Source organism: Hyphomicrobium sp. 1Nfss2.1 (assembly GCF_965243865.1).
GTDB lineage: Bacteria > Pseudomonadota > Alphaproteobacteria > Rhizobiales > Hyphomicrobiaceae > Hyphomicrobium_A.
In genome coordinates, this window is record NZ_OZ251603.1 from 1,715,020 (window position 1) to 1,734,409 (window position 19,390).

The window sequence follows — 19,390 nt, forward strand, 5'->3', positions numbered from 1 at the left end:
CCCCGTGAAAAATGGCTCATTCCGAGTAGAAAGGGTCGACCTGGATCGACCCTGACTGAGTTGCGCTGGCACCGCTACGATGGCCCCATGGCCGCGCGTGGCCCTTACGCCACGTTCAGCGCCCGTCCGACTTCGGCAATCGTCGCCTTCTCGGAGTCGGTTACCCGGGTGCCTCCGAAGCCCAGCAACCCGCCCTCGGAAGCCGATTCAGCCACCTGATCCGCCACGTACTTCAGCCACGTCTTGAAAGCGGCGGCGTCGGCCGGCGCCTTGGCGTCCAGCACCTTCCCGGCCTGGGTCAGCTTTGTGATCACCATCATCTTGATTTCAGCTGGCGACTTTCCCTTCAGGCCGGCCGTGATCTCATCCCGAGCCGCCGTCCGCCCCTCCGATGTTTCCATGTCTGCCAGCAGCGCCTTCATCAGCGGGCTGGCGTTCTCCGCCTTGCCCGCCGTGACCACCGCGTTTGCACTGGCCATGCTCTCCTTCAACATCCCCCAGATACCGCTTGGCTCCGCCATGGTGACCGCCAAGCCCGCCAGCATGGGGCTGGAGAGAACAAGCTTCCATTCCTCGGGCGTGAAACTCGATTTGTCAGCCATTGATGTCCTCGCGATGCTGCGCAACGCCGTCTGGCTCGCGCTGATGCAAACCCCGCTTTGCCACGCAACGCGCGGCAGCGACGGGCATGCCGGTCTAGGGCGTCAACCAATTCCAGGAATGAAACGCGCGCACGACAAATCGCACCAAGTTTTACGCTCGACCGACGGAAAGCGAACGAGGCGTCTCGCCCCCCGCCCACCACGAACGAGCTGCGCGTTGAAACTTACGCCGTGACGTAACGCGCTTCCTGCTGATCCCTCCTTCGGACGGAATCATTCTGGGGCCTCTCCCGGGCAGCCCCACACAGTCGATACAGCCACGATAGGTCTCCACCACTTTCCTGCGTCAACACGCAAAGATCGGTGTCGGCTTTCAGCTGCACGGCTGCCATTATGGCCGCCTCGGCTACAACGAGCCGTGCGCGATTCTTGCTCCGCACATGCGATGGCCCGGCAGCACCTCGAGACCAATCCAGAACCGGCAAGGCAAAGCTCACTTCCGTGAACGGCACGTGCTGACTAAGCGGCGCAACGGCATCAATACCCGCACCAGTCGGTCAACAATCAACACCATGCTGCAACCAAGGGTTGCATGCCGCGTCACTTCGGCGATACTGCAATGCGCCGACATCGTTTCACGCGGTGTGGCGATCACCTGATCGAGCGGTTCTTTCCGTCGAGGAACATAATTGGAAGTCGTCCAAGAGCCTCAGACTGCTACCGGGCAGCCCCCTGTCAATGTCCTCTATGTTCATGAGGGCTTCGCGAACCCCGGAGACGGATACGTCTATGTGGGAGCCCGCCACTGCATCGCGAATAGTATGGCAGTCGCCGCAGAGGCCTCGCTAAGCTTGTCGCGGAGGCCGACAGATCAGGCACTGCGCGAGTACGGCACGATAGATGCGATTGTCGTCGCCGGCGCACCGTGGTTCTGGGACCAAGCCGCAAGCTCCGAAAAACTGCGTTGGCTAGCAGAGATCGTTGATCGATATCCGCGCGCAATTAAGATCGTTCTTGGAGCCGGGTCCTGCTTGCTGCCCAGCTTGAAGCATAGGATGACAGACGAAGAATTCGTTGCCGGTTGTGTGTCCGACGTCTTCAGTCACTTCGATCTACTCATCGTCAGGGACAACGTCGCGCTCGAACTCCTGAACAGGCGAGGCATCGACGCCGCGCATATGCCCGATCCCACGTTCTTCGTTCCGGTTGCCCTAATGCCGAGCCAGAATACAGTTGGAGCCCGCCCACTGTATCGAGAACGAGCACGTAACCGTGGAATGGTCATCGCCACACCACCAACAACGCACTTTCTTCGCAGCTACTTTTCGAAAGACACTCTCGATGAATGGGATGAACTGGTGCTGTCGAAAATCCGCGAAGGATATGATCTGTTCCTGTGGGCGGACGACGACGATGCCGACTACGAGCCGTATCACACCCTCGAAATAAAGGGGCGGCTTGGGATTGCCAGCTTCCGCCAGCTGGTGGATGTCATTCCTCGATATAGCCACGTTGTGACCAACCGGGTTCACGCCGCCGCGCTTGCCCAAGCATTTGGCGTCCCTTCCCTTCTATTCGGCTACGACAGCCGCTGCGTGACTGCCCAGTCCGTCGGAAGCGCCGTTATTGGTCCTGGCTCGATCTACGAAGTGGGCACCACTTTCCCACTCGAACAGCGCGCGCCACTCTTCGCGCAGATCACGCGCCGCATCAGAGACGCTATGGCCCCCACTACACTTCGCGTGCCCATTGCAGCGACGTCTCAGCACGCAACCAATTGAGACTCGCCACGCCCTTTGCAGCCGGGACAACGCCGCCGCCCTAGGCAGCGGCACCCCACTGCGCCATCACGGCGAGGTACGCCGCGTAAACACCCAGCAGCAGCACGCCGCGCCACCGCCCGATCACCCCGGAGGCAAACGGGAAGATCAGCGCCACAGCCGCGGTGCCTAGTACGAGCGCCGGCGCAACCTCCATCAGGCCGATGTGAATTGGCGTGATGCTGGCTGCTGTGCCGACGATCAGCAACCCATTGAAAATGTTGCTGCCGAGGATGGTGCCGACGCCGACCTCCTCATGCCCGCGCACACCCGAGATGATCGCCGTCGCCAGTTCCGGCACCGACGTGCCCAGCGCGACGATGGTCGCGCCGATGATGAACGGCTCGATGCCGTACGAGGCCGCAATGCTGCTCGCCCCCGAAACGATCAGCTTGCCGGCCGCGATCAAAAAGGCAAGCCCGATGACGCTCTCTATGACGGCACGCGCCGGCTTGTGCTCACCCAGCACTTCGACAGCGGCGCTCCGCTGACGCCGCGCCTCGCCGATCACCGCGAACAGCCACCCGGCGAACAGCCCGATGAGAACCAGTCCATCGATGCGCGAAAGGCTTCCATCGAACAGCAGCACCGCCACGATGACCGAAACGAGCAGCGCAACTGGCAAATCCCGTCGAATGATATCCCGCGGCACCTTCACTGGCACAATCAGAACGGCCAGCGCCAAGATCAGCGCCACGTTGACGACGTTGCTGCCGAGTGCATCGCCGAGCGCGATCTGAGGCGTGCCCTGCAGCGCCGACGTAATCGAAACGGTGAGCTCGGGGCTGGAGGTCGCAAACGCAGCAACCGTCGCCGCGATGATACCGGGAGAAATACGCAACGCGCCCGCGATACCGACCGTGCCACGCACGAACAGCTCACCCCCTACTCCCGCGCAGATCACACCCGCCAAAAGCGTCAGATAGTCGGTCACGGCTCACCCCGCTTGCCCCTGCTGCAGCACTCCCCCTAATTGCAGGTCCGCCGGCCGACATTCAAGGTCGTTCAGCGGCCGGAGCGAGCACCAGTGAGGCCCAGCGAGGGCAAAGCCGCCCCGACCGTCGATTGCAGCGGAGCATGAAAGGCGCTGAGGCCAGCCCTAATAGTTACGCGAGGCAGCCAGCATGAAGATTTTGAGCGCCTCTTCCTTGAGCTGCTCGGGATCGCGGCTATCTTCCCTGGCGACGAGCAGCACAGCATGGGCCAGCCTCTCCCGCGCATCCAGCGGATCATCGGTAAACTGGGCCGCCACGCCGCCCCACGCCTCGTCGAAAGCTTGAAAGATGACGCTGAGGGTTTCAGAGGTGAAGGAGCTGCCTTCAACCAACCTGCGTACGTTCATTCCGATGCGCACTCCCATATTGTCTCTAAGGACATAAGGGGCGGCGCGCTTCGCGTCGGTAATCTGGATTACCCTGGATACGTTTTTGGCAGTCGGGCCGCGGTCCGTGCCCGGTTCAGCTGGTAACATTCGCACGAAACCGACATCAGACCTTCACGATCCTCGATCTCGATGCCGCCCCGCCGCGCCCGGACGAGACCCGCGCTCTGCAAAACCCGCAGCGCCTTTGTCGCCGTCGGCCTGTGCACCGACAGCATCTCCGCGATCAGGTCCTGGGTGATCCCGAGCACGTCTCCGTCCTGTCGGTCGAGCATCATCAGCAGCCACCGCGCCAGCCGCTGCTTCACCGAATGCGCCGTGTTGCATGCTCCCGACAACATCACCTGATCGAGCAGCACCTGCAGGTAGAGATTCATCAGCTTGCGAAAGGCCGGGAACTCGACCAGCGCCGCGTCGAACTTCTTGCGCGTCATCCGCATGGCGTTGCCCTCGATCTGCGTCAAAAGACGCACAGTCGAGATGCGGGCACCCAGTATCTCTTGAAAGCCGGTCATGCCCTCGCGGCCGACGGTCGCCATTTCGCAGGTGGCGCCATCCGAGTAGACGCCGAGCACCGAGATGACGCCGCGATTGGGAAAATAGATCCGCTCCAGCGTGTCCTCGTCATCGACGAGAACTTCTCTGTACCGGGTCTCGACCGTTTCCAGATCGAGCCGCAACTCATCATACTCTCGTCGTGGCAGGGCCAGCAGCAGCCGGTTCTGCGGTTCGCGCGTCGATCTCTGCATCTGCTTTGCTGTAGTCTCCCGGCCCGCGGCGGCGCGGTTGAAGTCCTCGTTGGCGGGACAGGCAACATCGCCGCCGCTGGTCGTGAGACTTAACCCGCATCCCGCCATAACGGTTCCCGGTCGCGTCTGCCCGATGGGCCTGAATACAGCCATTCGACACACGACTACGGTCCGCCCGAAACCGAACTTTCATACTCGTAGGAGCAGTGTCGGGTGCAAGAAGAACAACTGCAGGCGAGAAAAGCCCATGTGCCGTTTCTGCGTAGGCACCCTCTTCACCCACAAAAGCCTTTACACCGGTTGGCCTGAAGCGCACCCGAACGGCGCCGCAGGCGCCAGTCTGCTGCAAGCCTCGGCCTCGCGCCGTAACTTCATGGCGCTCGCTGGAGCCGCCGCCAGCGCGACGGGTCTCGCCATCCATCCCCGCGACGCACGCGCGCAAGCACAAGCCGGCGCCGACTTCATCTTCCGTGGTGGGACGATCATACCGGTGGCATCCACCGGACCGCAGCGCGTCGAGGCATTGGCCGTCCGCGGCAGCAAGATTCTCGCGTTAGGCTCTGAGGCGGATATCGCCGGCCTCAAGACCAGCGCCACGAAGATCATCGATCTCGACGGCCGCACGCTTCTTCCCGGGTTCATCGACCCGCACCAGCACACCTGTTTCGTCGCGCTGTTCGCTGAGCTGCTCGCCGACGTCGGTTACGTGAAGTATCCGACGCGCGCCGATCTGATGGCTGGCCTCAAGGCACTCGACGCCAAGCTGAAGCCGGGCGAGTGGCTGCTCGCCTACAACTTCGACAACCTGCTTCAGGGCGGCGACCTGTCGATGGTCGAACTCGACGGCATCTCCAAGGACCGGCCGATCTTCATCTGGTACATCAACATGCACGACGGCGCGGCCAACTCCGCCGCGTTCAAGATCGCGCAGATCCCCGACGACGTCGGCGTGCTGCCCGGCGGCGGACACTTCGGCCGCGGCCCCGACGGCAAGTTCAACGGCCTCATCTACGAAGAGAGCGCCATGTTGAAGTTTGTCTCGCACGCGCTGCCGAAGATCACCCCGGCGATTTTCGAAAAATCGCTCACCGACTACTTCAAGATGAGCGCCTCGCTCGGCAACACCACCACGCACGAGCCCGGCACCATCCAGCCCGATTGGATCGACGGCCTCGTCAAACTCACCGCTTCCGGCACCGGCCGTCTCAGCGCGAGCCTTCAGTATGACGAGATGAAAGGCGCCGATGCCTATAAACAGTACGGACGCGGCGCCAAGGCCGCGCTATTCCCGAACTCGCGCTTCTCGCTGTTCGGCATCAAGATCATCGGCGACGGCTCCAACCAGACCGAGACCGGCGCGCAGACGATTCCCTATCTCAACACCGACCAGAAGGGCGCGCCGAACTATCCGCCCGAGAAGCTGAAGGAGATGGTCGCAGCCATCAAGGCCGAAGGCTGGCCCGTGCAGATCCACTGCAACGGCGACGCCACCATCGACTATGCGCTCGACGCCATCGAAGCGGCCTACGGCGCCAATCCGCCGACCGGCCTCAATCGCATCGAGCATTCGACCATGGCCCGGCCCAATCAGCTGAAGCGCATGAAGGCGCTCGGCGTCGAGCCGACATTCCTGATGAATCACGTGTTCTTCTACGGCGCCGCCTATCGCGATCAGCTCTTCGGCCCCGAGCGCGCCGCCTTCATGGATCCGGCCGGCGCCTGCGTCGCCGATGGGCTGCCCTTCACGCTGCATACCGATGGCCCGTGCTCTCCGCTCGGCCCCCTGCGTCTCGTGCAGACCGCCGTCACGCGCCGCTGCATCGTCGACAACTCCGTCGTCGGCCCCGACCAGGCGATCTCCGTCCAGGAAGCGATCAAGGCGATCACCTCGCAGGCGGCCGTGCAGATCGGACAGGGCGATCGCATCGGCACCTTGGAAGCGGGCAAGGAAGCTGATCTGGTTCTGCTCGAGCAGGACCCGTTCAAAGTCGCACCCGACGCGATCATGGACATCAAGGTCTCTCAGACCTGGGTCGCCGGCGAAAAAATCTTCGGGTGAAGTAGGTGCTGAAAACCGGCTGACCGGACCGGCCATTACCGCAGCCGCGCCGTGCGGCGCACTGCGCTTGGCCAGGGTTGATCACTTGCCTTGTCTGAGGTGATAGTGTCAGCGCGCACACGCCTGACGTCCTGGAGCTATCATGAGCGTCGACGCCCGCACCCTCAGCACGATCTTCTTCCTGCTGACCACCGTCCTGATGCTGAGCTACTACGCACGCAACGGCGACCGCAATACCAAGAGCAACGTCCTGCTGTTCGGCGTCTCCGTCGTCGCCCTCGCCCTTGCGACCCGTGCATTCGCCGCCCACCAATAGGCCGCCAAGCGCCTCGCTGAGACAAGCATCCGCACGACTGAAGTCCGATGCTTCGCGATCTGCAGGCAATGGCCTTCGAAACCTACGAGGTTCGCTATGTCAAGCTGGACGTGCAGAAGAACACCGTAGTGTTGGCGTGCGCTTCATCGTAGCAATGAGACCTGTCCGGGGGACGCAGCATTGAACTGTAAACTTATTTTGGCCAAGGCTCGCGTTTTTGCTCTTTTTGTAGCGAGCACACTGAATGCAAGTGCGACGACGCCTGTACAAGCATCGGTTCAGCTGACTTTTCAAATAGCAGCAGACGATTATTATCTTTCGCCCAGCTGGAGTAGCAATGGAGCCAAACTAGCACTGCTTGGATGGAATGGAACGGTTGCTCTGATCGACGTCGTAAATCAACGACTGTCCCACCGTTTCAAAATCCGGCCCCCCGTGGCGCAAGTACTCATAAGTCCGGATGCTTCTAAGTTGGCAGCCTATGACTCGCGCAATCTGAGAATATATTCAACGCAAACGGGCCAAGAAATCGCGAGGGTGGCGGCGCCTAGAGACTGCATCTTTTATGCCAATCGATCAGGGGGCGCTGTTTGGACGGATGACGCGAACATCGCGGTCGCGTGCGCGATAGCAAAAGTCCCGCTACCAAACGACGAGCTCGTTCGGGCATTAAATGTAATCACTTATTCGCTTCCGGGGCTTGCGATCACGCGTGAAACGCACGTGGATCCGAATCCGGACTCGGTTTCATCCCCCGATATCTACATTAGGAACAGCAATTCCGGTGTGATCGTGCTTAGAAGTTTCGAGCTTAAGCGCCAAACCGCCTCGTCACCTCGCCAGTTTGGCATCGAATGCACCGTCCTAAGCAGTAGGGTCCAATGCTTTCCCAGTGTGAAGCTAAGGCGTGGTGTCTATTATCCTCTTCGGCTTGTGGCTGTGAACCGGGAGGTTACAAAGGTTGCCGTCGCAGTAAGTGAACAGTTTGAGGGGAGCGCTGAGGCAGTCATCCACGTCTATTATCCCTTGAGCCGATCGCAAATGACAATGTTGCCACCGAGCACATTGCTTTCAAGTGATCCGCTAGCAAGTTCTGCGATGAGCACCCACGGTGACCTTATCGCAGCTAGCTATTTGGGGTCAGAATCTTCTGGAACTAGCGGATGGTTGTTATGGAACTCTAGCGGCGCGCTATTGCACGCAGCTTACGGTCAGCGTGTCCAAGAAATCTCCTTCTCGCCAGACGACACCGGGCTGGTAGCCGTCGGCAAGGACGCAATTCGATTTTATCAAATAGACTGACAATCAGTGGTAAGTTGGGTCAAGGCGCGCAGCGCAGAACCCAACGATCTGGCCCGTGTCGAAGGAACTGCCGCATGACCGCAGCAAAGCTACCAAGCCGCCGCAGGATCGTTGCAGCAATAATATCTCTTGCCTCTGTTTGTGTGGGCACCGCAGCCGTTATTGATTGGAGTTTCTGTTTACATCGCAATGCTTTTTCAACGGATCGAGCGGCTCTCGAGAAGGCCTTCAACGTGGCACTCGCGCGGTACGGAAGAAACATCAGAGAATCAGCTTCATCGCTGCGCGAACTTCTAGACAAGTATCCTGACTGCTGCCGAGTCACGCGTATCAAAGGAGGCTTTTTGGGAATCACAAATACATCGAATTGGATCGTGCACATAAAGATGCCGCCCCGTTTGAGCCCCGCTTCCACATTTTGGTACACAGTCGAGCTAACGCCCTGCGGCATTGTCGAGTTCGTCGGCCAGGTTAGCTAGTTGGGGCTATGCGACGTTGCTTTGGGAGTGGGGAATGAGCGACGCAATCTGCGGTCAAATGGCCGGAAGCATCGCAGAGCCTATCGCCAAGGCAAAACCGGAACAGGTTTGTAAACCTGGCGCCTAAATCATTGAGCTTTCAGGAAAGTGGTGCCCAGGGGCGAGGTACTCCTGTTCAACGATTTCAACAGCTTAAGCCAAGGGTTTACGCTTGGCTGCTCCATCTGATTTCAAGAGGTTGCGCGGTAGAGTGTAAACCCATTAGGCGCAGCCGCCCTGCCCGCGTCGCATTGCCGATCAACGACGCTTTTTCTCGCCGTCAACGAGCCCATGCGCGATCAAGTAGCGGATCACGCGGTTGCGCGATGCTGCTCAGCGTGACCGTCGACGATCGCGTCAATCGTATCGACCAACTCCGCAGACAGGCGGAGGGGGATCGAAAGTTGCATCGCCTTGCCGGGCATCGGCTTGCATCCGAAATTTCGGGTCACCCATCCAAACCATTTCGCATGCGAACCAGTTGGATCAATATGGCTGCATCTACCCCGAACTGGCGCTGCCTGGGTTTCGATCGCTTCGGGGTCACCGGCGTGCGAACCCAATGTTCACGAGGAAAACAGCTGTGGTGGGGATCACCGTACTCGTGTGTGGTGGCCGTGCTTTTAGAGACGTTGTGTGGCTGCGTTCTGCGCTCGATCGCCTGCATGTAGAAGTTCCGTTTGCGCGTGTGATCGCCGGAGGAGCCTGCGGCGCCGATACGCTTGCTGCTGAATGGGCGGTCTCTCGGGGTATTCCCGCCGATGTGTTCATGGCCGATTGGGAGGGGCTGGGCCGCAAGGCCGGGCCAATCCGAAACCAGCGAATGCTCGACGAGGGGAAACCAGACTTGGTGGTTGCATTCCCCGGGGGCCGCGGAACCGCAGACATGGTGCGCCGAGCGCGGGATGCGGGCATCGAGGTGACGTTCATCGAAGCGTGAGGGGCGTGCGCGTCACATGAAGCGTGGGATGCATACACGGCGCAGGGCGGCGGGTAACCAACTGACTGGCGGCCTCTCCGCCATGATGGTGCTATGCAGTTGACGCCCGCGGACCGATCCGGATTGCTAACCGCTAGATTCGTACCTGTCGACTGGCCGGATAGACGGCTTAGCTTTGAAGTCGATGTACGTACAGGCCTGGTTGTAGGGGTAAGACGCCCCTCCCTAAATCACCCAAATTCGGACCGAGGACCACAAGGCGCTATCACCGACGCTTCTTCTCCGCTTCAACGAGCCCCCGCACTATCAATTCGCGGATTACGAGATTGCGGGACGGCTGCTCGGCGCGGCTGTCGACGATGGCATCGATCCTATCGACCAAGTCCGCGGGTAGGCGCAGCGGTATCGTGAGTTGCATCGCCTTGCCGTGTATCGGCTTGCGTCCGACTTTGCGCTGATCGCTCATCCCAACCGTTTCGCATACGAACGCAGTCGGATCAATTGCGATTGACGCGCGGAGGGTTTATTGAATTTCGCATACATTCGTATACGTTGTGAGCGGAGCACAGCATGCCGCTGTTCTCACAAGCAAAAGCCCAGAGGTGCGCAAACACCCCCGGGCCCATTCGTGAAAACCCATCCGCTAAGAAGGAATTCTCACATGGCTGCATCTACCACGAACTGGCGAATTCCGCCAGTCGCCTGGGCGCCGATCGCTATCGCGGTCACGGCCGAGGCAACGTCCAATGCACTGCGCGCTTACGGTCTCGGCACCCACCTGGAAGCATTTACGATCAGGCTCTGGAGTTACGACGTCAGCGTCGCCGGTGCCGTCCTAGTGATGGCCGCGGTGGCCGTCTCGCTATCTCAGGCTCGGGCAGCATGGGTGGCACTTCTACCGGGCATGGTCCGGCATCGCATCGTCGCTGGGCTCATCGCCAGCCTCTTGTTGGCGGTCTCGATCACCGCGATGGCTTCCACCATCCTGGAAGCGCAACGAGCAAAGACGACCGACGAAGACAATACACGCAGCAAGTACGACCGGGCTCAGTCGGCCTACGAGGCCGCTAATACAGAGCTGAAGGCCTTGGTCGAGGCGGGAGTTCGAACGGTTGCCGAGATCAAAGCCGACGTAGACGCGGCCAGAGTTCCGCCGAAGATCCTAGACTTCACGAACGACTGCACGAGCTTCCAAAAGGACCTGGCGCAGTTTAGGAAGGCCTGCGGACCGTTGCTTCAACTTCGCTCCCAACTGGCCGGTGCTCAGCGCAAATCTGAACTCGAGGCAACGGTTCGGACGCTCAAGGCCGAGGCGGATGGCCTTAAGGCGCCTAAGCAGGCAAACGCTTCGGAAGCTGGTATCTCAGAAGCCTGGGGCTGGATCATGGGCTTTGCCGTGGTCTTCGTGGCGACCTTCGGTCCAGTGATCTTCGCCACCCCCGAAGCGTCCGAAGTGTTGGCAGATGGGCCCGAAGGGACAGAGCCCATCGATCGTGGAGGTCCGGGCGTCGAAGCCAGGGTCCCAAACCTTCCGAAGGGTGGCGAACCAGTGGCGCCAGGGTTGCAGCCACCTCCGAAGCCTGCCGATCGATCGAAGCGTCCGAAGCGTAGCTTCACCCTGGATGAGATCCGAACTGACCTAATGGTTCGGAATGCGACGGGGCGAGCGTTCAATAGCCAGCGGGAGGCCGCAGACCATTACGGCTATTCCGAGTCGCGCTACTCCGAACTATCCAAGAGCTGGGAGGCCGAGGGCCTCATTCCGAAGCGTCAAATGGTCGGCAAGTCGAAGCGACTGACCATGGCTTAGCCGACTAGGTAACTCGCCATCGGCTCCGACGAATGGGAGCCGATGGCCCAGCTCGGTGTTCAAAATCTCGTCTCAGGTCCGAAACGGGCCAGGAGCTGCCGGGAACGGGCAACTCGCCACTGCGCCGCACCAAGATGATCAGTCCCCATGTGTGGACATCGGGTAATCGCGGCGGCGCGATCCAGCCATAGTGCCGCGGTCCGAGCGCTGTTGCTCGGCTGTTCGCACATCGGAGGCTGCTCGATGACCTGCTATGTGGCTTGGACGTGTCACAGAAGATGACGGCGATCTGCCTCGTCAATGAAGTTGGCCAGAGGCTTCGGCGCCGGCAGTGTCGGTCGGTGCCAAGTGATATCGAGGCCAGTGTGCGTCGACACGCTGGCGTCGAAGCTCGCATTGACCTCGAGACGGGCCTACGACGCCATGGCTGGTGCATGAGCTTCGCGGCCGTCATCTTGACGTAGTTTGTCTCGATGCACGGCATGCCCGGGCGGCGCTCAAGATGCAGCTGAACAAGAACGATCAGAACGACGCCGAGGGCCTAGCGCAGATCATGCGCACGGGTTGGTATCGGTCGGTAGACGTCAAGTCCTTCGAGGCTCGCCGCGCCCGCGCCATACTTGGCGCCCAATCGCAGCTCGTGGGCATGACGACGCGATTGTCGAACCACATCCGGGGTGTGCTGAAGACGTTCGGTCTTCAGCCGGGCGCCGTGCGCGGTTTCCCTTTCGGTCGACGCGTCGACGTTCTGCTTGCCGACAAACTGGACCTCGCCCCTATCGTCCGACCCATGCTGACGCCTGGCGGCGCTTGCGAGAGCAGATCGCCGTATTCGACGAAGCTATCGGCGCCATCGTCAAGCAGAGCGCAACCTCTCGTCTGCTGATGAGCGTACCCGGCATTGGAGCGCTATCTGTGCTCGCGTGCATTAACACCGTTGAGGAGCCCATGCGGTTTTCCCGATCACGATCGGTCGGCGCGCTCCTGGGACTAACACGGAGACAGTATCAATCTGGCGAGACCGATCGCAGCGGCAGGATCTCCCGCTGCGGCGACCACCTCGCCCGCACTCTGATGTACGAGGCGGCTGTCGTTATCCTGACGCGGGTCAAGCGCGCGCCTCGGTGCTCAAGGATTGGGCTCTCGCATTGCAAGGCGATCGGGCTTCGCCAAGGCGCGCGTCGCACTCGCACGCAAGCGAACCGTTATCCTTCACAGCATCAGGAAATCTGGAGAGCCCTTCCGGTAGTCCGCGTCAGCCATGCCGGCGTGACGACGATCCTCTTGCCTGACATCACCGCGGGGTGAAAGGAGCCCTGCGGCGCGAGTGGCGTGCCGATGGATGGGCGTGACGGCTCAACCCGCTATGGACCTTGAGCGCCTTGCTCTTCGAACCAGATGTTGCGGCGGCCATGCCGACGCGGAGAGAACCGGGACCTCGAAGCACAACACCCAACCTTGACAAGGGAGGCGCGACTAGAGAACGGCACCCCGTTGGTAAGGAATTTCTGGCTTGTCTTACAGAGCTGGGCGGTAGCGTCGATGGTGCTGCGTTGAAGCGCGTGATCGCTCTCCTGGAGGAGTGATGATCCCGACCCCGGCGTGCACAGCGCGAACAGCCCGGTGCGCGTGTGGCTGGCGACGGGTACATCGATCGATATCCTTGAACTTCACGGCATCGGCATCGGAGAGCTCATACTTCAGCAGCGGCAGACGACCCCGGTCAGGCCTGGAGCCGGGAGTACTGACGCTATACGCTGGCCGTTGCCAGCGCAGCCCACCCGCGCAATGCAATGCCGATGTCTTATCAGCCGCGAGCCACTCATGAATACTTTTATTCGCTTTTACCGGGCGTTTGCTGAACATCCGCCGAAATACGGAGAAACGGCACTTGAATTGAACATCTATACACTGGCGGCTATTTGTGTGGCCGCTTTCTCAAATGAACCACAATAGGAGAAGGCAAATGATGCCCAAGTTTCTTCTGGCCGCATGTTCCGCTGGAGCCGTTGTGTGCATAGCTAGCACTGACCTCAAATCCAATGACTCTGTGTTCGATGAACAGATTCGAGAGCTGCTTGCAGTGTCTGACAACAAGAGAAATTGGCCAGAGGCAAATATAGACAAGCAGGCGGAGGCCGTTTTCAAGCCCGGCACAAAGTTAGCTAATTACATAACCCCAACGCAAAAGGCAGGCTTTAAGCTCCACACAAACCAAGGATCGGCAAACACTTTCGTCCTTACACACAAAGCAATAAAGCCGTTATCTATTGGGGTTCGCGAACTAAGAATCGTTATCACAACGGACGATAATTCGCTCATCTCTAAAGTGCAGGGCCGAGTATTCCTGCACACACCATAGGGAGACCGTGATGGCAACCATCGAAGTGCGCTACTCTCAAATCGTTCCGGGAATTTATCACAAGTATCTAGTCTACACTCCGAACGTCGGCACACCGCAATATGCTCGCGGGGGGCCCACTGGTCCAATTCCTTCTCCGCCCTACATGGTCGATCCAAATTCCCCGGCTATCGACTGGGGCGACATTCGCACAGATTACGGCGATTACGACCCCACGTCTCGGGACTGGGATCCCGAGTTCGATGATCCGAGAGAAACGATAATCGAAGGAGATGACCTAAGCGATATTTGGGACGATATCACCCGCACTATGGACGACATAGAACAAGAGGGGCATCAATACGATCCACTTGGCGACAACAGCAATAGTACGGCTGACGAAGCACTGCGCCGGAATGGGTTGCCAGAACCGACACAAGACGGTGCCGGGGAAAATATGTCGCCAGGATCCGGCCGAGAATTGGATCCACCGGATCGGCATGAGCTTCCACCCGCAGATGAGCCATCATGGTGGCCACCGTCGATTCCGTTTCCGCCGTTCGACCCACTGGTGGTTGATCTGGACCAAGACGGCGTGGAGCTCATCTCGTTGAGCGCGTCCACCGCGCATTTTGACTTTGACGGCAACAATTTTCAGGAAAAAACTGGGTGGGTTTCAGCTGACGATGCCTTCATTGTGCATGATGACAATAACGATGGCGTCGTGAACGGCGTGAGCGAGCTATTCGGCAATCCCGCGCTGGATGGATTTGCAGCGCTTGCTGCCTTCGATAGTAACCATGATGGGCGCGTGGATAGCGGCGACACAAACTTTTCAACGCTGAAGCTCTGGCGCGACTTGGACCAAGACGGTGAATCAGACATCGGCGAATTGTTCGCGCTTTCCACATACGGAATCGCTTCAGTAAATATTTCTGCGTCAGCCGTAAATTCCGTGGTCGAGGGAAACCGAGTTATATTTTCAGGTTCGGCAGAGACGGCTGGGGGTGGCTCGGCGGAGGTAAATGCTGTCCTCTTTGCGGTAGATCACACGACATCGGAGTGGATCCCGCCCGCCAATTTTGAACCCGATGAAGAAGCTCTTCTTCTTCCCACCCTGCATGGATATGGCACGTTGCCAAATCTTGTTTACTCAATGAGCTTGGATTCAACGCTTCTGGAGGCTGGCGACACATTTGTTAGAAGTTTGCCCGACCTTTCTGGTTCCACGATATATAACAACTTTATCGACCTGCTTTTTCGTTGGGCGGACGTGGGGGGCGTTTCGCAATCTGAGCGCGGGCCTAACATTGACGGTAGAAAGGTCGCATTTCTCGAAGCCTTCTTCGGAGCCGAGCTGGAGGATGTCAATGGGGGGAGTTTGATCGGCACGCGATATGCCGCTGAACTCGAACGTTCTTTCTCAACGATTTCGGATGTCCTTCTGACGCGGTACTTGGTCCAGTCTGGGTATGCACTGGTAATCAACCTAGGAGAGAGCTTAGACAGTAGTCATCCAATTTTTCAGTTGGGGCACCTCACGTATCAGGCATTTGACGATAGCATCGCCGGTGACGTGGGGCGAACGATAGATTGGCTTGCACATAAAGCGCCCGCAGAGTCTGGTGAGAAACTCGCGTATTTTGACATTTCCATTACCGCGTTGCGCGGCCTGACGCATGAGTATTTCGGCGGGGATTCCGAAAGATTTAAGGCCTTTGTCTTCGACAGATTGGTTGCTCAAGGCGAAGGCGACGCCGCTTTGATAGAGTATCTAGGGCTGGTGATAGATCACCGCGCGGTTTCCGAGGGCACTGACTCGAACGAGACGCTAATCGGGACTCAATCTCCGGACATTCTCAACGGTCAAAAGGGTGATGACGACCTTTTGGGAGGACAAGGCAACGACACGTTCATCTACTGTCGCGGCGATGGCAACGACACGATCACCGAGATCGACGTCGGAGGCTCCCTCGACAGATTGCTGTTGGTAGGAGTCGACCCAGAGGATGTGACGCTGACGTTCAGCGGCATCGACGTGACTCTGGTGATCGCCGAGAGTGCACCTGGTGCCGGTGATGGCGGTTCGATCCTGCTGAAGCAGCAGCTCGATGAGTACATCCAACGCGGCGTGGAGCAGATCGTCTTCGCCGATGCGACGGTATGGTCAGCCGACGATCTGCGGGCCAAGGTCATCGCGCTACAGCAGACGTCCGGCAATGACACCATCGTCGGGTTCGACAACGCGGACACCATCGAAGGCGGTGCCGGTGATGACGTCATCAACGGCGGCAGGCAGAACGACACCTACCTCTACAGCCGCGGCGATGGCAACGACACGATCACCGAGATCGACGTCGGAGGCTCCCTCGACAGATTGCTGTTGGTAGGAGTCGACCCAGAGGATGTGACGCTGACGTTCAGCGGCATCGACGTGACTCTGGTGATCGCCGAGAGTGCACCTGGTGCCGGTGATGGCGGTTCGATCCTGCTGAAGCAGCAGCTCGATGAGTACATCCAACGCGGCGTGGAGCAGATCGTCTTCGCCGATGCGACGGTATGGTCAGCCGACGATCTGCGGGCCAAGGTCATCGCGCTACAGCAGACGTCCGGCAATGACACCATCGTCGGGTTCGACAACGCGGACACCATCGAAGGCGGTGCCGGTGATGACGTCATCAACGGCGGCAGGCAGAACGACACCTACCTCTACAGCCGCGGCGATGGCAACGACACGATCACCGAGATCGACGTCGGAGGCTCCCTCGACAGATTGCTGTTGGTAGGAGTCGACCCAGAGGATGTGACGCTGACGTTCAGCGGCATCGACGTGACTCTGGTGATCGCCGAGAGTGCACCTGGTGCCGGTGATGGCGGTTCGATCCTGCTGAAGCAGCAGCTCGATGAGTACATCCAACGCGGCGTGGAGCAGATCGTCTTCGCCGATGCGACGGTATGGTCAGCCGACGATCTGCGGGCCAAGGTCATCGCGCTACAGCAGACGTCCGGCAATGACACCATCGTCGGGTTCGACAACGCGGACACCATCGAAGGCGGTGCCGGTGATGACGTCATCAACGGCGGCAGGCAGAACGACACCTACCTCTACAGCCGCGGCGATGGCAACGACACGATCACCGAGATCGACGTCGGAGGCTCCCTCGACAGATTGCTGTTGGTAGGAGTCGACCCAGAGGATGTGACGCTGACGTTCAGCGGCATCGACGTGACTCTGGTGATCGCCGAGAGTGCACCTGGTGCCGGTGATGGCGGTTCGATCCTGCTGAAGCAGCAGCTCGATGAGTACATCCAACGCGGCGTGGAGCAGATCGTCTTCGCCGATGCGACGGTATGGTCAGCCGACGATCTGCGGGCCAAGGTCATCGCGCTACAGCAGACGTCCGGCAATGACACCATCGTCGGGTTCGACAACGCGGACACCATCGAAGGCGGTGCCGGTGACGACGTCATCAACGGCGGCAGGCAGAACGACACCTACCTCTACAGCCGCGGCGATGGCAACGACACGATCACCGAGATCGACGTCGGGGGGGCCCTCGACAAGGTGGTATTCGCCGACATCGACCCAGAGGATGTGACGCTGACGTTCAGCGGCATCGACGTGACTCTGGTGATCGCCGAGAGTGCACCTGGTGCCGGTGATGGCGGTTCGATCCTGCTGAAGCAGCAGCTCGATGAGTACATCCAACGCGGCGTGGAGCAGATCGTCTTCGCCGATGCGACGGTATGGTCAGCCGACGATCTGCGGGCCAAGGTCATCGCGCTACAGCAGACGTCCGGCAATGACACCATCGTCGGGTTCGACAACGCGGACACCATCGAAGGCGGTGCCGGTGATGACGTCATCAACGGCGGCAGGCAGAACGACACCTACCTCTACAGCCGCGGCGATGGCAACGACACGATCACCGAGATCGACGTCGGAGGCTCCCTCGACAGATTGCTGTTGGTAGGAGTCGACCCAGAGGATGTGACGCTGACGTTCAGCGGCATCGACGTGACTCTGGTGATCGCCGAGAGTGCACCTGGTGCCGGTGATGGCGGTTCGATCCTGCTGAAGCAGCAGCTCGATGAGTACATCCAACGCGGCGTGGAGCAGATCGTCTTCGCCGATGCGACGGTATGGTCAGCCGACGATCTGCGGGCCAAGGTCATCGCGCTACAGCAGACGTCCGGCAATGACACCATCGTCGGGTTCGACAACGCGGACACCATCGAAGGCGGTGCCGGTGACGACGTCATCAACGGCGGCAGGCAGAACGACACCTACCTCTACAGCCGCGGCGATGGCAACGACACGATCACCGAGATCGACGTCGGGGGGGCCCTCGACAAGGTGGTATTCGCCGACATCGACCCAGAGGATATTAGCGTCGTTACTATTGGCAACGATGTGATGATCGTTGTGCGCGAGACTCTACCGGGAGCCGGCGACGGCGGTTCGATCCTGCTGAAGGATCAGGTCGCCGCCTATATCCAGCGAGGCGTCGAGGAAATCCATTTCTCCGACGCAACCGTTTGGAATCGTACGACACTGCTCGCGCGCGCAGTTGCCACTGGAACCGCATCGGCCGACGTAATCGCGGGAACGGCGTTCAATGATTATATCGACGGCGGTGCCGGCGACGACACCTTGTCGGGTGGAGATGGCGACGATGTATTGATTGGAGGGGCGGGCGCCGATGCCATGAACGGAGGTGCTGGGAGCGATACCGCGTCGTACGCGACCGCAAGTACAGGGGTATATGTCCATATGATGGACGACACCTGGAACACTGGCGATGCGGTGGGCGACACCTTTGCCAGCATTGAAAATCTGATCGGCTCCGACCACGACGACACGCTCATCGCCACGGACGAGGCAAACATCGTCAGCGGAGGGGCGGGTGCAGATACGCTCCTTGGGCTCCTCGGCGATGATCTCCTTCTGGGGAGTGCAGGAAACGATCTGCTGCACGGGGGCGAAGGAGCTGATTTCCTCGACGGAGGCGAGGGTAATGACGAACTCTTTGGCGATGAAGGCAATGACGAGCTGCACGGCAGAGCTGGCGACGACTATGTCGTTGCTGGAGACGGTAATGACCTCCTCTATGGCGAGGACGGAGACGACGAGTTGCACGGTAGCGACGGCGACGATCAGATCCATGGTGGCGACGGTGCCGACGCGCTCTTCGGCGACGACGGAGACGATAAGCTGGACGGTGGCGCCGGCGACGATTTCATTTTGACTGGCGCCGGCGACGATACGATTGTTTTCCGTCCCGGGTATGGATCGGATTTCATCGGTGACTTCACCGCTGGTGCAAATACCGATGACGTTATCGAAATTGGCGGCTTCAACATCGCCGACTTCGCCGAACTGCAAGGTTTGATGTCGGAGTGGGGTGGCAACACCTTCATCACGTTCTCAGATGGCTCCGAGCTTGCGATCGAAGGTGTCACGAACGCGCAGTTGCATTCCGACGACTTCAGGTTCGCCGCGTAACGTCTACGGGAGAGAGATGGAAGTTCCATCTCTCTCTCCCTAGCTC

The 19,390-nt window shown here is 59.7% G+C and carries 13 protein-coding genes; 8 read left to right on the top strand and 5 right to left on the bottom strand.

The window, feature by feature from the left end:
• Positions 1-104: 104 nt before the first annotated feature.
• The gene (locus ACP15D_RS08435) at positions 105-602 is read right to left on the bottom strand and encodes a hypothetical protein (RefSeq protein WP_424957086.1); all 498 of its coding nucleotides are present in this window, start codon (positions 600-602) and stop codon (positions 105-107) included.
• 821 nt (positions 603-1,423) lie between these two features.
• On the opposite strand from ACP15D_RS08435, the gene ACP15D_RS08440 reads away from it, so the two are divergent.
• A complete protein-coding gene (locus ACP15D_RS08440; RefSeq protein ID WP_424957087.1) occupies positions 1,424-2,383 on the top strand; it encodes a polysaccharide pyruvyl transferase family protein in 960 nt (319 codons plus the stop codon).
• Between the two features lie 40 nt (positions 2,384-2,423).
• On the opposite strand, the gene ACP15D_RS08445 is transcribed toward ACP15D_RS08440, so the two are convergent.
• The 3 genes from ACP15D_RS08445 to ACP15D_RS08455 form a co-directional block, all read right to left on the bottom strand.
• Complete coding sequence (locus tag ACP15D_RS08445; RefSeq protein ID WP_424957088.1) at positions 2,424-3,356, bottom strand: calcium/sodium antiporter; 933 nt, start codon at positions 3,354-3,356, stop codon at positions 2,424-2,426.
• Between the two features lie 165 nt (positions 3,357-3,521).
• A complete protein-coding gene (locus tag ACP15D_RS08450; RefSeq protein ID WP_424957089.1) occupies positions 3,522-3,782 on the bottom strand; it encodes a hypothetical protein in 261 nt (86 codons plus the stop codon).
• 50 nt (positions 3,783-3,832) lie between these two features.
• Positions 3,833-4,705 carry a Crp/Fnr family transcriptional regulator gene (locus ACP15D_RS08455; RefSeq protein WP_424957090.1) on the bottom strand — a complete coding sequence of 291 codons (873 nt, stop codon included), beginning with the start codon at positions 4,703-4,705 and terminating at the stop codon, positions 3,833-3,835.
• Between the two features lie 94 nt (positions 4,706-4,799).
• Here ACP15D_RS08455 and ACP15D_RS08460 point away from each other — a divergent pair, with 94 nt between their 5' ends.
• The 3 genes from ACP15D_RS08460 to ACP15D_RS08470 all read left to right on the top strand — a co-directional run bounded on the left by ACP15D_RS08460 (position 4,800) and on the right by ACP15D_RS08470 (position 9,687).
• Positions 4,800-6,611, top strand: a complete 1,812-nt coding sequence (locus ACP15D_RS08460; RefSeq protein WP_424957091.1) for an amidohydrolase — start codon at positions 4,800-4,802, stop codon at positions 6,609-6,611.
• Positions 6,612-6,753: 142 nt separating this feature from the next.
• Positions 6,754-6,927: a hypothetical protein gene (locus ACP15D_RS08465; RefSeq protein ID WP_424957092.1), complete on the top strand. Its 174-nt coding sequence runs from the start codon at positions 6,754-6,756 to the stop codon at positions 6,925-6,927.
• Between the two features lie 2,382 nt (positions 6,928-9,309).
• The gene (locus tag ACP15D_RS08470) at positions 9,310-9,687 is read left to right on the top strand and encodes a DUF2493 domain-containing protein (RefSeq protein WP_424957093.1); all 378 of its coding nucleotides are present in this window, start codon (positions 9,310-9,312) and stop codon (positions 9,685-9,687) included.
• A 265-nt stretch (positions 9,688-9,952) separates the two neighbouring features.
• On the opposite strand, the gene ACP15D_RS08475 is transcribed toward ACP15D_RS08470, so the two are convergent.
• Complete coding sequence (locus tag ACP15D_RS08475) at positions 9,953-10,153, bottom strand: hypothetical protein (RefSeq protein ID WP_424957094.1); 201 nt, start codon at positions 10,151-10,153, stop codon at positions 9,953-9,955.
• A 195-nt stretch (positions 10,154-10,348) separates the two neighbouring features.
• On the opposite strand from ACP15D_RS08475, the gene ACP15D_RS08480 reads away from it, so the two are divergent.
• The 4 genes from ACP15D_RS08480 to ACP15D_RS08495 all read left to right on the top strand — a co-directional run bounded on the left by ACP15D_RS08480 (position 10,349) and on the right by ACP15D_RS08495 (position 19,344).
• Positions 10,349-11,497, top strand: a complete 1,149-nt coding sequence (locus ACP15D_RS08480) for a hypothetical protein (RefSeq protein ID WP_424957095.1) — start codon at positions 10,349-10,351, stop codon at positions 11,495-11,497.
• Between the two features lie 430 nt (positions 11,498-11,927).
• The gene (locus ACP15D_RS08485) at positions 11,928-12,383 is read left to right on the top strand and encodes an IS110 family transposase (RefSeq protein WP_424957096.1); all 456 of its coding nucleotides are present in this window, start codon (positions 11,928-11,930) and stop codon (positions 12,381-12,383) included.
• Positions 12,383-12,805, top strand: coding sequence for a transposase (locus tag ACP15D_RS08490; RefSeq protein ID WP_424959195.1), 423 nt, complete (start codon positions 12,383-12,385; stop codon positions 12,803-12,805). Before ACP15D_RS08485 ends, ACP15D_RS08490 begins: the two co-directional genes overlap by 1 nt.
• 2,795 nt (positions 12,806-15,600) lie before the next feature.
• On the top strand, positions 15,601-19,344 hold the full coding sequence (locus ACP15D_RS08495; protein WP_424957097.1) for a calcium-binding protein: 3,744 nt from the start codon (positions 15,601-15,603) through the stop codon (positions 19,342-19,344).
• The last annotated feature ends 46 nt before the right edge of the window (positions 19,345-19,390 follow it).

Bases quoted from the DNA above. Each gene is read 5' to 3' on its own strand.
- ACP15D_RS08435 (WP_424957086.1), bottom strand. From the start codon at position 602: ATGGCTGACAAATCGAGTTTCACGCCCGAGGAATGGAAGCTTGTTCTC.
- ACP15D_RS08440 (WP_424957087.1), top strand. From the start codon at position 1,424: ATGGCAGTCGCCGCAGAGGCCTCGCTAAGCTTGTCGCGGAGGCCGACA.
- ACP15D_RS08450 (WP_424957089.1), bottom strand. From the start codon at position 3,782: ATGGGAGTGCGCATCGGAATGAACGTACGCAGGTTGGTTGAAGGCAGC.
- ACP15D_RS08455 (WP_424957090.1), bottom strand. From the start codon at position 4,705: ATGGCTGTATTCAGGCCCATCGGGCAGACGCGACCGGGAACCGTTATG.
- ACP15D_RS08460 (WP_424957091.1), top strand. From the start codon at position 4,800: ATGTGCCGTTTCTGCGTAGGCACCCTCTTCACCCACAAAAGCCTTTAC.
- ACP15D_RS08465 (WP_424957092.1), top strand. From the start codon at position 6,754: ATGAGCGTCGACGCCCGCACCCTCAGCACGATCTTCTTCCTGCTGACC.
- ACP15D_RS08470 (WP_424957093.1), top strand. From the start codon at position 9,310: ATGTTCACGAGGAAAACAGCTGTGGTGGGGATCACCGTACTCGTGTGT.
- ACP15D_RS08475 (WP_424957094.1), bottom strand. From the start codon at position 10,153: ATGAGCGATCAGCGCAAAGTCGGACGCAAGCCGATACACGGCAAGGCG.
- ACP15D_RS08480 (WP_424957095.1), top strand. From the start codon at position 10,349: ATGGCTGCATCTACCACGAACTGGCGAATTCCGCCAGTCGCCTGGGCG.
- ACP15D_RS08490 (WP_424959195.1), top strand. From the start codon at position 12,383: ATGAGCGTACCCGGCATTGGAGCGCTATCTGTGCTCGCGTGCATTAAC.